10 protein-coding genes are annotated in these 13455 nt (G+C 73.7%); 4 read left to right on the forward strand and 6 right to left on the reverse strand.

Going from position 1 to position 13455, the window contains the following annotated elements; translation table 11 throughout:
* The first annotated feature begins 185 nt into the window (after positions 1-185).
* Positions 186-3062: a bifunctional glycosyltransferase/CDP-glycerol:glycerophosphate glycerophosphotransferase gene (locus ACZ4NT_RS18765; protein ID WP_467726397.1), complete on the forward strand. Its 2877-nt coding sequence runs from the start codon at positions 186-188 to the stop codon at positions 3060-3062.
* A complete protein-coding gene (locus ACZ4NT_RS18770; protein WP_467726399.1) occupies positions 3059-4261 on the forward strand; it encodes a glycosyltransferase in 1203 nt (400 codons plus the stop codon). The genes ACZ4NT_RS18765 and ACZ4NT_RS18770 overlap by 4 nt, the downstream gene beginning before the upstream one ends.
* 27 nt (positions 4262-4288) lie before the next feature.
* Here the strand turns inward: ACZ4NT_RS18770 and ACZ4NT_RS18775 are convergent, their stop codons facing one another.
* Entirely contained in the window at positions 4289-5110 is an 822-nt protein-coding gene (locus ACZ4NT_RS18775; RefSeq protein WP_121402586.1) for an ABC transporter ATP-binding protein, read from the reverse strand.
* Entirely contained in the window at positions 5103-6023 is a 921-nt protein-coding gene (locus tag ACZ4NT_RS18780; RefSeq protein WP_121402587.1) for an ABC transporter permease, read from the reverse strand. The genes ACZ4NT_RS18775 and ACZ4NT_RS18780 overlap by 8 nt, the downstream gene beginning before the upstream one ends.
* A gap of 159 nt (positions 6024-6182) precedes the next feature.
* Here ACZ4NT_RS18780 and ACZ4NT_RS18785 point away from each other — a divergent pair, with 159 nt between their 5' ends.
* The gene (locus ACZ4NT_RS18785) at positions 6183-6833 is read left to right on the forward strand and encodes a TetR/AcrR family transcriptional regulator (RefSeq protein WP_121402588.1); all 651 of its coding nucleotides are present in this window, start codon (positions 6183-6185) and stop codon (positions 6831-6833) included.
* 191 nt (positions 6834-7024) lie between these two features.
* Here ACZ4NT_RS18785 and galE read toward each other — a convergent pair whose 3' ends face one another.
* The 3 genes from galE to ACZ4NT_RS18800 all read right to left on the reverse strand — a co-directional run bounded on the left by galE (position 7025) and on the right by ACZ4NT_RS18800 (position 10992).
* Positions 7025-8005, reverse strand: a complete 981-nt coding sequence (gene galE, locus ACZ4NT_RS18790) for a UDP-glucose 4-epimerase GalE (RefSeq protein WP_121402589.1) — start codon at positions 8003-8005, stop codon at positions 7025-7027.
* 76 nt (positions 8006-8081) lie between these two features.
* A complete protein-coding gene (locus ACZ4NT_RS18795; protein WP_467726580.1) occupies positions 8082-9668 on the reverse strand; it encodes a glycosyltransferase family 2 protein in 1587 nt (528 codons plus the stop codon).
* A gap of 58 nt (positions 9669-9726) precedes the next feature.
* Complete coding sequence (locus ACZ4NT_RS18800) at positions 9727-10992, reverse strand: glycosyltransferase 87 family protein (RefSeq protein WP_467726403.1); 1266 nt, start codon at positions 10990-10992, stop codon at positions 9727-9729.
* A gap of 92 nt (positions 10993-11084) precedes the next feature.
* Between ACZ4NT_RS18800 and ACZ4NT_RS18805 the strand changes: the two genes are divergently transcribed.
* Positions 11085-12830, forward strand: coding sequence for a glycosyltransferase family 39 protein (locus ACZ4NT_RS18805; RefSeq protein ID WP_467726405.1), 1746 nt, complete (start codon positions 11085-11087; stop codon positions 12828-12830).
* On the opposite strand, the gene ACZ4NT_RS18810 is transcribed toward ACZ4NT_RS18805, so the two are convergent.
* Positions 12827-13354, reverse strand: a complete 528-nt coding sequence (locus ACZ4NT_RS18810; RefSeq protein ID WP_467726406.1) for a MarR family winged helix-turn-helix transcriptional regulator — start codon at positions 13352-13354, stop codon at positions 12827-12829. The two genes, ACZ4NT_RS18805 and ACZ4NT_RS18810, sit on opposite strands and share 4 nt — an antisense overlap.
* Positions 13355-13455: the final 101 nt, after the last annotated feature.

The raw sequence follows: 13455 nt of genomic DNA on the forward strand, positions 1-13455 counted from the left end.
AACGCAGTTGCCCCCCCCCCCCCCCCCGCTCCCCCCCCCCCCCCCCCCCCCCCCCCCCCCCCCCCCCCCCCCCCCCCCCCCGCCCCCTTTTCCGCTGCCCCGCGGCCCCGCCGCCGGCCCGGCCGGTGCACGACCGGGCGCGTTCGTCAGGGCCGATGTCGCCGGGACTAACTAGCATCAATGGGATGAACGTGGATCAGCGCCCCGCGCCCGCCGTGTCCGTGGTCGTGATCGTCTACAACGACGCGGCGAGGCTGCCCACGGCCGTGCGTTCCGTCCTGGACCAGACACTGCGCGACATCGAGATCGTCATCGTCGACGACCACAGCACGGACGGTTCGTACGAGGTGGCGCGGGAGCTGGCCGCCGGGGACCCCGAGCGCATCCGTGCCCTCCGGCTGCCGGAGAACAGCGGCGGCTGCGGCGCCCCCCGCAACCGCGGCATCGAAGAGGCCCGCGGCGCGTACGTCCTGTTCCTCGACAGCGACGACGTGCTGGAGCGCAACGCCTGCCGCAACATGCTGGAGGCCGCCGAGAGCACCGGCGCCGATCTCGTCTCCGGCCTCTGCGTCCGCGTGCACGTCGACTCGCGCACGCGCAAGGAGAACAAGTGGTACCCCTGGCTGTACGAGCGGACCCGCACCCTGGAGTCGGTCTCGGAGCTGCCCGACCTGCTGGTCTTCGACACCCTCTCGACGAACAAGTGCTACCGCCGGCGGTTCCTGCTGGACGAGGGGCTCCGTTTCCCCGTCGGGATCCACTACGAGGACCTCCTCTTCTCCGCGCAGGCGTACGTGGCGGCCCGCCGCATCACCCTCATCCCCAACCGGGTCTACGACTGGAACGTCGTGGAGAAGTCCACGCCCACGGCCGTGAAGTCCATCAGCAACCGGCGCGACGAGATCGCCAACTTCGCCCACCGCATGGAGATCCACCGCCGCGTCGACCGGCTCCTCGCGGACGGCGGCCTGCCGGAGCTCAAGTTCCGCAAGGACGTCAAGTTCCTCAAGCACGACCTCGTGCTGCACCTGCGCGACCTGCCCTTCCGGGACGCGTCCTACCGGCGGGAGTTCGCCGCGGCCGCGCGGCAGTACCTGGAGTCGATCGACCGCGCCGCGTTCGACGAGGCCGAGCCCGTCCACGCGGTCTGCGCCTACCTCCTCCAGGTGAGCGACTGGGAGAACCTGCTGCCCGCCGTGGACACGCTGACCAACCGCGACAAGATCTCCGCCCCGCTCGTCGAGCGCGACGGACGGATCTACTGGTGTGCCGAACACCTCGACGACGACTTCGGCCGGCACGTCCTGGACGTCACCGAACTCGGCTACCACACCCGGCCGATCGAGCGGATGTTCCTGCGCAACGCGCTCACCGCGTACACGCAGACGGGCCGCACCGTCCGGCTGGCCGGGCGGATCACCAACCCCCTCGGCATCGTCCCGCCCGGCGCCCGGCTCGCCGGGGAGCTGGAGTTCTACGCCCGGCGCAAGGGCGTGCGCTTCCGCACCTACCGCTTCCCCGTGACCACCCTCGGGCACGAGGGCACGGCGGTCGGCTGGGAGGCCACGGCCGATCTCGGCGCCGTCCGGCCGCTCGGCATCGTCGACGCCGTGTGGGACGTCCGCCTGCACCTGGACGTCGACGGGGTGCGCACCTCGACCCGGCTCACGGCGGCCGACGCGGACCTGACCGCCGGACCGCTGCCCGTACGGCCCCTGCTCACCCGGCTGGTGGCCGACCGCATGGAACCCGTGGTCTCCACCCGCGGCCACCTCGCCTTCCGGCTGGTGCCGGACAAGAAGGCCGGCGAGCTGGTGCTGAGGGGCGTCCGGGGCCCGGCCGGCCGGTTCGCCAAGTCCGGCTACCGCAAGGCCAGGTCCCTCCGCGGGAGGATCGCCTCGGGCGAGAGCAAACTGCGGGTGTACCACGAGGTGTTCAGCCGCCTGCCCCTGCGCAAGGGCCTCGTCGTCTTCGAGAGCCACCTGGGCCGGCAGTACAGCGACAGCCCCCGGGCCATCTACGAGGAGATGCGCCGCCAGGGCCTCCGCTTCGAGGCGGTGTGGTCGTACACCGGGCGGCCGGACGGTTTCCCCGCCGACGCCACCCTGCTGCGCCGCTGGTCGCTGCCCTATCTCAAGGCGCTCGCGCAGGCCGAGTTCTGGGTCGACAACCAGAGCTACCCGCTGAAGCTCACCAAGCGGCCCGGCACCACGTACCTGCAGACGTGGCACGGTTCGGCGCTCAAGCGGATGGGGTTCGACGAGGCCGAGTGGAAGCTCAAGTCGCGTGCCGAGCAGGAGGCGCAGCAGCGCACCCTGGACCGTTTCGACCGGTTCCTGATCCGCTCCGAGCACGACGTCCGCACCCTCGCGCGGGCCTTCCGGCTGCAGGAGAAGACCCTCCTCAGGGTCGGCTACCCGCGCAACGACGCGCTCGTGCGGGCCCGGGAGCGCGAGGCGGCCGCCGGCGGGGTGCGGGAACGCGGGCCGCTCGCCGCCGAGCTGGGCATCCCGGACGACCGGACGGTGCTGCTCTACGCCCCGACGTTCCGGCAGCGCGGCGGCGGCCGGAAGCGGTTCGAGCTGCCCTTCGACGTGGAGCGCTTCGCCGACGCGTTCGGCGACCGTCACGTCCTCCTGGTCCGCTCGCACTACCTCAACCACGTGGTGCTCCCGCCCTCGGTGCGGGGCCGGGTCATCGACGTCACCGCGCACCACGACATGACGCCGCTGCTGGCCCTCGCCGACGCGCTGATCACCGACTACTCGTCGGTGATGTTCGACTACGCCCTCCTCGACCGGCCGATGTTCTTCCTCGTCCACGACTACGAGGAGTACGTGCACGAGGGGCGCGGCACCTATTTCGACCTGCTGGAGCGGGCGCCGGGCCCCGTCGTGCGCACCGAGGACGAACTGCACGCCGCCCTCGGCTCACTGGACGAGCAGGCCGTGAAGTTCGCGGCGGCGCGGGAGCGGTTCGTCGCCGACTTCGGCGAGTACGACCGGGGGACCGCCGCGCGCAGCGTCGTCGACCAGTTCTTCTCCCGGTGGAGGCCCGAGTGAGCGGGCCCGGCGGGCGGGACGGGAGCCCGGCGCCGGACGGGCGCACCGGGCCCCCCGGCCGTGCCGGGCGGGACATCTTCCTCGTCTCCAACAGCGTCGACGAACTGGGCGGGGTGACCAGCTGGTCGCACCGGATGGCCCGGCTGTTCACCGAGCGCGGCCACCGGGTCCACGTCGTCGGGATCACCGAGCCCGCGGTCGCCCAGGAACTCGGCGCACTCCCGTACCCCACCACGACGCTGTACGACGTCCACCCGCCGCGCGTCGCACCCGCCCGCGGTCCGGCGCGGCTCAGCCCGGCGCGGCGCAGGCTGCGGGCGGCGCGCGCGGCCGGTGTGCGCCTCCGGGCGGACCGGCTCACCGCGCTGTTCCGGTCCGCGCGCCCCGGTGCCGTCGTGATCGTCACGCAGGTGTGGGCCATGGAATGGGTCGTGCAGGCCGACACCACCGGGATGACGGTCATCGGCATGAGCCACGAGTCCTTCGCCTGCTCCCGCACGACCTCCCGGTACCGGCGGGTGCGGCGGTACTACCGCGACGTGGACCGGATGCTGGCGCTCACCCGTGAGGACGCCGACCTGTGGATCCGGCACGGCATGGACAACGCCTCCTTCATGCCGAACCCGCTGCCGTTCCTGCCGGACGAGCCGTCGCCGCGCACCGCGCAGGCCGTGGTCAGCGTCGGCCGGCTGACGGACCAGAAGGGCGTCGACCTGCTTCTCGACACCTGGGCCGAGGTCGCGCCGCGGCACCCGGACTGGAGCTTGCGGATCTACGGCTCCGGCGAGGACGAGGAGGTTCTGCGGACGCAGAGCACGGCCCTCGGCCTCGACGGCTCGGTGCGGTGGATGGGCCGGACCGGCGATGTGCCGGGCGCCCTGCGGACCGGCTCCGTGTTCGTGCTGTCCTCACGCGGCGAGGGCTTCCCGCTGGCCCTGATGGAGGCCATGGCCTCCGGCCTGGCGTGTGCCGCCTTCGACTGCGCGCCGGGCGTCCGCGAGATCGTCCGCGACGGTGAGGACGGCCTCCTCGCCGCCCTCGGCAACACCGGCGAACTCGCCCGCCTGCTCGACCGGTTGATATCCGACGCGGAGCTCAGGGACCGGATCGGGGAGGCGGCGCGGGCGAACATCCGACGCTACACGCCCGAGGAGATCGTGCGGCGCTGGGAGGACCTGTTCACCTTCCTGGAGCGCTGACCCCGCGGCCCGGTGGACCGCCCTGCGCTACTTCGCGGTGAACCTCTCGTACTCCTTGAGGACCTCCGCCGTGGGCCCGTCCATCCGCAGTTCGCCGCGCTCCAGCCACAGCACGCGGTCGCAGGTGTCGCGGATCGACTTGTTGTTGTGGCTGACCAGGAACACCGTGCCCGCGTGCTTGCGCAGCTCCCGGATGCGCGCCTCGGACCGCTTCTGGAAGGAGCGGTCGCCCGTGGCCAGCGCCTCGTCGATCATCAGGACGTCGTGGTCCTTGGCGGCGGCGATGGAGAACCGCAGCCGGGCGGCCATGCCGGAGGAGTAGGTGCGCATCGGCAGGGTGATGAAGTCGCCCTTCTCGTTGATGCCCGAGAAGTCGACGATCTCCTGGTACCGCTCCCGCACCTGTTCCCGGGACATGCCCATCGCCAGCCCGCCGAGGAACACGTTGCGCTCGCCGGTCAGGTCGCTCATCAGCGCCGCGTTCACCCCGAGGAGCGAGGGCTGGCCGTCGGTGTAGATCCTGCCGTTCTCGACCGGAAGCAGGCCCGCGACCGCCTTGAGCAGGGTGGACTTGCCGGAGCCGTTGGTCCCGATCAGGCCGATGGCCTCGCCGCGGTACGCCGTGAACGAGACGTTCCTGACGGCGTGCACCGTACGGACGCCCGCCGCCTGTTCGGTCCTCCTGCGCCGCAGTATCCGGTTGAGCGCGGCGGTGGCGGTGCCGCGGCCGGCTCCGGTGCCGTTGACGCGGTAGACGATGTCGACGCCGTCGGCGACGACGGTGGGGACGGGGCCGGCGGTGCCGGTCCCGCTCGTGCGTCCAGTGTCCTTCGTCAGGGTGTCAGCCACGGCCGTAGGTCTCCTCAGCCTTCCAGAAGTAGATGAAACCGCCGGCGCCCGCGAGCAGCGCCCAGCCGGCCGCCAGCGCCCACACATGGGCCGGGAGCTGGCTTCCGTGGAAGCTGTCGATCAGCGCGAACCGCATGAGGTCGATGTAGACGGCGGCCGGATTGCACTGCAGGGCGACCAGCACCGCGTGCGGGATGTCCCGGTCGTCCAGCATCCGGTCGATGCTCCACATGACGCCCGAGACGTACATCCAGGTGCGCAGCAGGAAGGGCATCAGCTGCGCGATGTCGGGGGTCTTCGCACCCATCCGGGCGACGACCATGGCCACGCCCGCGTTGAAGACGAACTGCAGGGTGAGCGCCGGGACGACGAGCAGCCAGGAGGCGGTGACCGGCACGCCGAAGCAGAGCAGGATCACCACCAGGGCGGCCATCGAGAACAGCAGCTGCTGGAGCTGTTGCAGGCAGTACGAGACCGGCAGCGCGGCCCGCGGGAAGTGCAGCGCCCGGACGAGGCCGAGGCTGCCGGAGATCGCGCGGGTGCCCGCCATGATCGAGCTCTGCGTGAACGTCCACACGAAGACGCCCGTGACCAGGAACGGGACGAAGTCCGGGACCCCGTGCTTGGTGCCCATCAGGATGCCGAAGATGAAGTAGTAGACCGCCGCGTTCAGCAGCGGGGTCGCCACCTGCCAGATCTGGCCGAGCCTCGCCTGGCTGTACTGGGCGGTCAGCTTGGCGGTGGCGAAGGCCGTGATGAAGTGCCGGCGGGCCCACAGCAGGCGCACGTAGGCGGGCAGCGAGGGACGGGCGCCGCTGACGGTCAGGCCGTACCGCGCGGCCAGTTGCTCCGGGGTCTCGGCCACGGGGGCGGACGCGGTCGCGGGGGGCGGTGCGTGGAGAACCTGGCTCACATCCGCTGCTTTCGCTCGGGGGGCGGGGTGCGGGGTCCGTCGCCGTCGTCTTCCCGCGCCGGCTCGACCGGCGCTTTACGTCGGGACGGGACCGTATCGTCGTAACGTGAGCGTAGGACCTGCCGACGTCGGAACGCAACCGTTTCGTCGTACCGGCCTATGCTGGTCGGCATGACGACGAACGCCGACTCGCCGGGGCCCGACACGGACCGGGCGCCGCGCCGCAGGGCACCCGCCGGGGCCGCCGTGCTCCGGGAGGACGTCACCGAGGCCATCCGGTCGGCCGTGTTCGAGGAACTCGCCGCGGTCGGCTACGCCCGCATGTCCATCGAGGGCATCGCCCGGCGGGCGGGCGTCGGCAAGACGGCGGTGTACCGGCGCTGGCGCTCCAAGCTGCACCTCGTGCTGGACCTGGTCTCCGCGGTCGCGGTCCAGGGGCTGCCCGCGCCGGACACGGGCTCGCTCGAAGGCGACCTGCGGCTGCTGTACGAGGTCACGTCCCGTGCCCTGCGCCACCCGGTCGCCGGCCAGATCATCCCCGACCTGCAGGCCGAGGCGGCGCGCAATCCCGACCTCGCCGAGGCCATGCAGAAGGCGCTGCGCGAGGGCCAGCAGGGCGTGGCGAGCGGCATCGTGGCGGCCGCCGCGGCGCGCGGCGAGATCCGCGAGGGCGTCGACGAGGACCTCGCCCTCGACCTGGTGTCCGGCCCGCTCTACTGGCGCGCGGTCGTGGTCCGCGGCCCCGGACTCCCGAAGGGCTACCTGGCGGGCCTGGCGAGGGCCACGGCGGCGGCCCTCAAGGCTCTCTGACCCACGGACAACCGGGCCCCGGGCCCTCGGGTGCCGGCCGCGGCGCGCCCCGGAGCGCGGGGCCCGTCGATCGCCGACTGGTCCCCGGGCGCGGGCACCGGTCGGCCCCGGCGGCTCCGGGCGCGGTCACCGGTCGGCCGCGGCGGCCCCGAGCGCGGGCGTCGCGCGGCGGCCCCCGGCGCGGGCGTCGGTCAGCTGCGGGCGGCTCCGGGGTGCAGGCGGACCCAGCCGTCCCAGGCCGACGTGATCATGTCCTGGACGTCGTACTTGGCCTTCCAGCCCAGTTCCGCGGCGATCCGGTCCGCGGAGGCGACGACCCGGGCCGGGTCGCCGGGGCGGCGGGGGGTGACCGTCGGGGGAGTGTCGTAGCCGGTGATCGCGTTGATGCGGTCGATCATCTCGCGCACCGAGACCCCCTCCCCGCGTCCGATGTTGAGTGTCAGGTGGGTGCCCGGCGAGGCCTGGAGGGCGCGGGCCGCGGCCACGTGCGCCTCCGCCAGGTCCACCACGTGGATGTAGTCGCGCACGCACGTGCCGTCCGGGGTCGGGTAGTCGTCTCCGAAGATCCGCGGCGGCGCGCCGTCCGTCAGCCGTTCGAACACCATGGGGACGAGGTTGAAGACGCCGACGTCGGCGAGTTCGGGCTCCGCCGCCCCCGCCACGTTGAAGTAGCGCAGCGACGCCGTGGACAGCCCCGAGGCCCGGCCGGCCGCCCGGACCAGCCACTCGCCCGCGAGTTTCGTCTCGCCGTAGGGGCTCATCGGGACGCACGGGGTCTCCTCCGTGACCAGGTCCACGTCGGGCATGCCGTACACCGCGGCGGAGGAGGAGAACACGAAGGAGGGGACCGCGGCGGCCGTCACGGTCTCCAGCAGCACCCGCAGTCCCTCGACGTTCTCGCGGTAGTAGTGCAGCGGGAGCTCCACCGACTCGCCGACCTGCTTCTTCGCCGCCAGATGGACGACGCCGGTGACCCGGTGCTCCGTGCAGGTCCGGGCCAGCAGCTCGGCGTCCAGGGTCGAGCCGACGACCAGCGGGACGTCCGCGGGGACCCGCTCGGCGATGCCGGTGGACAGGTCGTCGTAGACCACGGCCCGTTCGCCCGCCTCGGTCATCGCGCGCACCACGTGCGCCCCGATGTAGCCGGCGCCGCCGGTGATCAGCCAGGTCATGTCGGCCGTCCCCTCGTCAGTGAGCCTCGGTGAGTGTGTGCCCGGCCCCGGGTGGGGGAGGGCGGTCGGTCGTGTCTCAGTGAAGCAGGCGCGCGAGCCTGCGACGGACGACTGCTGTCAATCCTCGCCAACCGGGCGCGAGCCGCAGTGCCAGCGCCCCCGCGTGGGTGGCGTACGGCTGTACGAGCAGGATGCCGTGCCGCCTGCTCGGGACCGCCGTGCGGCGCAGCAGCCCCGGCCCGGCGAGGGCGTGGGGGGTGGTGTCGCGGCTCGTACCGTCGTCAAAGCGCAGCCGCAGGCGCACGTCCCAGGTGCCCGAGCCGAGCGCCGCCAGGTCCACGGCCGTCCCGGCGGACCAGGTGCCGGCGGCGGGATCCGCGGCGAAGAAGGCGGTACGGCGCAGGCCCACCCGCCCGTCCTCCCGGTGCACGAACTCGACCTCCACGGACGCGGGACCCGCTTCCGCCATCCGGCCGTACAGCTCGTGCAGGCGCAGCCGCATCTCGCGCGCCCGGGGCCGCAGCTCCGCGTCCACGGCGACCGGCAGCAGCCGCACCGGCCGCTCCGGCAGGTGCTCCAGCTCCACCTGCGGAAGGTCCGCCGACCAGACCGGCGTGCCGTCGGCGGCGCGCGCGTAGGGCGGGCAGAGCCGCGCCGGCCGGGCCGCCAGCTCCTTCACGCGGGCCAGATCGCGCGGGGCGTCGCAGGCCCGGACGAGACGGGCGATCACCCGGCCCGGTGCGGGCGCCTGCGCCAGGTCGGCCGCGTCGAAGGTGGCGAGGTACGCGCGCGTGCACTCCCACCAGGCCCGCCGGTAATCGGGGTCGCGCAGCTCCAGTTCGCGCGCGTACATGCGCACCTCGTGGTCGAGGAACTTGGCGCGCACCGCCCGGGCCAGCCGCTTCTCCCCGGCGCCGAGGAGGATCTCGTACGCCAGGCGGTTCGCCTCGATGCGGGCGCGCCAGTTGTCGATGCCGCCCCGGTCCAGCGAGATGGACAGGTGCGCGGCCGCCCTGCGGACGTGCCACACGTACACCCGGTCGGGCACCAGCGCGACGCGTGGTCCGGCGGCCAGGACGCGCGCGGTGAACACGAAGTCCTCGTACGTGAAGCGCCCTTCGGGGAAGCGGATGCCGTGGGCGCGCAGGAAGTCGGTGCGGTAGAGCTTGTTGACGCAGAGTGTGTCGTGGACGAGCCGGGTGCGCCGCGCGGGCCTGGCGACGAGGGCGGGCCGCGCGTACAGCCCCGCCTGCCAGGGGGTCTCGCGGCCCGAGGGCAGCTCCCGCCGCACGCACAGCCCGGCCGCGACCTGTGCGTCGTGCCCGGCGGCCGCGGTGAGGAGTGCGTCCACCGCGCCGGGCGGCAGCACGTCGTCGCTGTCGAGGAACATCACGTACGGTGCCGCGGCCGCGTCGATGCCGTCGTTGCGGGGGCTGCCGCAGCCGCCGCTGTTGACGGTGCGGTGCAGCACCGACAGCCGGGGCTCTCCGGCGGCCAGGGCGTCGAGCAGCTCCGGACTGCCGTCCGTGGAGCAGTCGTCGACGGCGATCACCTCGCGCACCGCCGGCCCCTGGGCGAGCGCGGAGCGCACGGCGCCGGCGACGTGCGGGGCGTCGTTGTAGCCGATGACGACGACGGAGACCTGGGCGGGGTGAGGGTGCATGGAGTCCACGGCCGGAGCGGTAGGGGAGATATTTCCGAATAAGTATGTATGCGGCATTTCAGTGTCTTGTACGGAAAACGACCGGAATCGGGTGTTGGTTCCGCGTGGACGCGTCCGGTCCCGTCCGCTCCGGCACGCAGAGCCCGGACCGCCACAGGCGCCGGAAGGACAGCACCGCGGCTGCGGCCAGCAGGCCGTTGCGGAGGACCATCAGCAGGCAGCCCGTCCAGGTGCTGTCGACGACCTCCCCGTACATGCCCGGGTACGCGACCGAGCTGACCGCGGTCGCGGCCACGACGAGCACCGCCACCGGCCGCTGACCGGTGTGCCGTGCGGTCAGGCACACGGCGGACAGGCCGAGCAGCCACACCATGTACTGGGGGCTGATCACCCGGCTCGTGACGGTGAAGAGCAGGACGGCGGCGAGCGCGGCGTCGAACGGTGTCGACGGCGTCCAGCGGCGGGCGCGCACCCGCCACAGCAGCAGCAGCCCGAAGGCGGCCACGGTGAGCGCGAGCGAGGCGGCGGCGACCAGGGGCACATGGGGGCCTACGAACTCCATGGCGCCGTACTGGTAGCGCACCTGCCCCGGCCAGCCGGCATGGCGCGCGAGGCCGAGGACCGTGCCGCCGAGCGACTCGATCTGCACGCCCCGGCCGCCCTGCTGGCGCAGGAAGTCGAAGGGGTGGTCGAAGAGGGCCGCGAGGGCCGCGAGCAGGACCGCCGTCGTCACGGCGGCCGAGGTCCACGCCTCCCGGGTGGTGCGCCCGCGCGGCGTGCCGATGAGCGCCAGGGCGGGCCACACCTTGACCAGCGCCCCCAGGGCGGCGAACGCGCCGCACACGCGCGGGGACCGCGACGAGGCCAGCAGGGAGAGCACGGCGAAGGCGGTGACCTGCACGTCGTAGCGGGCCAGTGGGATGTGCAGCAGCAGGGGCAGGCTCGCCGTCCACAGCCACGCCCCGGCCGTGCTGCGGCCCGGTCGCGTTCCCGCGCGCGCGAGTGCCGCGGTGATCACCGCGTCCGTGAGGAGCGTGAGGGTCACGAAGGCCTGGAGGTAGGTCAGGGCGGGCAGCAGCCCGGGCGACAGCAGTACCGGGCCGGCGCCGGGCGGGTACTGCCACAGGCGGTCCCCCGACGGGAACGAGCCGTGCGACAGGACGCCGTACCAGCGGAAGTACAGGTTCTCCACCTCGCGCGAGACCCCGCCCCGGCCGAGCGGCACGAGGTCGTCGTGAGCCAGCATCCACAGCATCAGGCCGCGGGCGGCCAGCCAGCCGACGGCGAGCGGGACCAGGCGGCGGAGTTTCGTCGAGGCGCTCATCAAGGCCGGATCGTAAGCCGCACGGATGGGTAATCCGGGACGATACGCCGTCAATGCGCAAGAGAGGTGACCTACTCCCACAAGGTCGACCCATGCTCAGCAAGTGCGTGGGGCGGTGGCAGGTCGGGCGCGCGGAGGCCGCGGCCGTGCTCGGGCCGGTGCTCGTCATGCTCGCCCTCGGGCTGTGGGGGCTCGACCGCGGGGGCATGTGGCGCGACGAGGCGGTCACCTTCCAGGTGGCCCGGCGTTCGGTGCCGCAGATCTGGCGGCTGCTGCACGACGTGGACGCCGTGCACGGCCTGTACTACCTGTTCATGCACGTCGTCCTCGCCGCGCGTCCCGGCGAGGTGCCGCTGCGGCTCCCGTCGGTGTGCGCCGCCGCCGCGGCGGCCGGCCTCGTCGCCGCCCTGGGCACCCGGCTGTGGCGCCCGCGCGTCGGCCTGTGGGCGGGCCTGCTGTACGCGGTCGCCCCGGCGGTCGGCCACTACGCGCAGGAGGGGCGCTCGTACGCGATGGTCGCCGCCGGAGCCGCCTGGGCGACGCTCCTGCTGGTCCGCGCGACGACGCTGCCCACCCGCGCGGAGCGGATGCCGTCGGGCGGGGGCGGGACGGCACGCGCACGGGCCGGGGGCTGGTGGGGGTACGGCGCCGTCGTCGCCGTCACGTGCCTGCTGCACGAGCTGGCGGTGCTGGTGCTGCTGGCGCACGGCGTCACCCTGGCGCTCGCCCGGATGCCCGGGCGGGTGTGGCGGGGGTGGCTGTGCGCGGCGGGCGCGGTACTGGTGGTCCTGCTGCCGCTCGCGCTCGTCTCGCGCGGCCAGGCCGCTCAGGTCGCCTGGCTGGTGCCGCCGGACGGCCGCAGCGTGGAGCGCCTGGCCGAGGGGTTCGCAGGTCCGTCCCCGGCCGTCCTCGTGCCGTACCTGGTGCTGGTGGCCGTCGCTCTGCTGCCCGCGCCGAGGCGCCGCGGCGGGCTGTCGCCCGTCCGGGTCGCCCTGCCCCTCGCGGTGCTGCCGCCCGCGGTCCTCATGGGGGTCTCCCTGGCCGTGCCGCTCTACGACGAGCGCTATGTGCTCTACGCGCTGGCGGGCGTGCCCCTGCTGGCGGCGGCCGGGCTGGAGCGGGTCGCGGGGCTCGCCGCCGGTGGACGGGAGCGGGCGCCGTCACTCCTCGGACGGCGGCCGGTGCCGTCGCCGGCCGCGGCGATGCGGGCGGACGGCACCGTCCCGCACCCCGCGCGAGCCCGGCGGCCGGGCGCGTCCGTGCCCTTCCCGGCCGGCACGCGGGCGGGCGGCCGCGTGCCGCGCCCGCCCCTCGGGGCGCTGTCCGGAGTCCTCCTCGTGGCGGTCGTGCTGCTCTGCCAGCTCCCACTGCTGCAGCGGGACCGCAGCCCCGATCACCGTCCCGACGACCTCGCCGCCGTCTCCGCCGTCGCCGCCCGCCGGCTGCGGCCGGGTGACCCGGTGCTGTTCCTGCCGGCGATCGGCCGGCGCACGGCGCTGGCGTATCCGTACGGGTTCCGGGGCACGCGGGACATCGCGCTCGGGGTGCCGGCGCCCGCCTCGGGGACCCTGTACGGACGGGAGACCGGCCCGGCGGAGCTGAGACGGCGGCTGGCCGGGCTGAACCGCGTCTGGGTCGTCGCCGAACGGTTCACCGCGCCGGCGTCCTGGTACCCCGCGGAACCCACCGAGCGGGTCAAACTGGCCGTCGTGGGCGAGGAGTTCGTGCCGCGCGAGACGCATGTGCGCCGGGGAGTGACCCTGCGGCTGTACGTACGCCGCCCACCGGCCCGGCCGTGGCCCGGACCGGCGGGTGCGCGGGACGCGGCCGGGCCCTAGACGCAGCCCGGAGCCTCGTCGGCCGCGGACCCCTCGGCCGCCGCCTCGTCCAGTGCCGCCTCGTCCAGCGCCGACGTCAGCCGGTCCAGGCGGGAGCGCAGTTCGCGGATCTCGTCGAGCTCGAAGCCGGTCGCCGCGGCGATCCGGCGCGGTACGAGCAGCGCGCGGGCGCGCAGCGCCGTGCCCTCGTCGGTGAGGTGGACGTGCACGGACCGCTCGTCGCGGGCACTGCGCTCGCGCCGCACCAGACCGGCCGCCTCCAGCCGCTTGAGCAGCGGCGACAGGGTGCCGGAGTCGAGCCGCAGATGCTCGCCCACCTGCTTCACGGGCAGTGCGCCGTGCTCCCACAGCACCAGCATCACCAGGTACTGCGGGTAGGTGAGCCCGAGGTCCTTCAGGAGCACGCGGTAGACACCGCCGAAGGCGCGCGTGGCGGCGTTCAGGGAGAAGCAGATCTGCTGCTCCAGGCGGAGGAAGTCCCCGTCGGGCGACGCCTGGGGGCTCGGGGCGGGCGTGGTGGTCATGGCTCCAGGATAGCTCTGTCCACCATTAAGTTGTGTGCAATTGAATTGCGTGCTCTACTAGTGGTCGCAGACGGCCGGACCGGTCGCCCGCCACCTTTGAC

This window comes from Streptomyces sp. NPDC026417 (genome assembly GCF_055567695.1).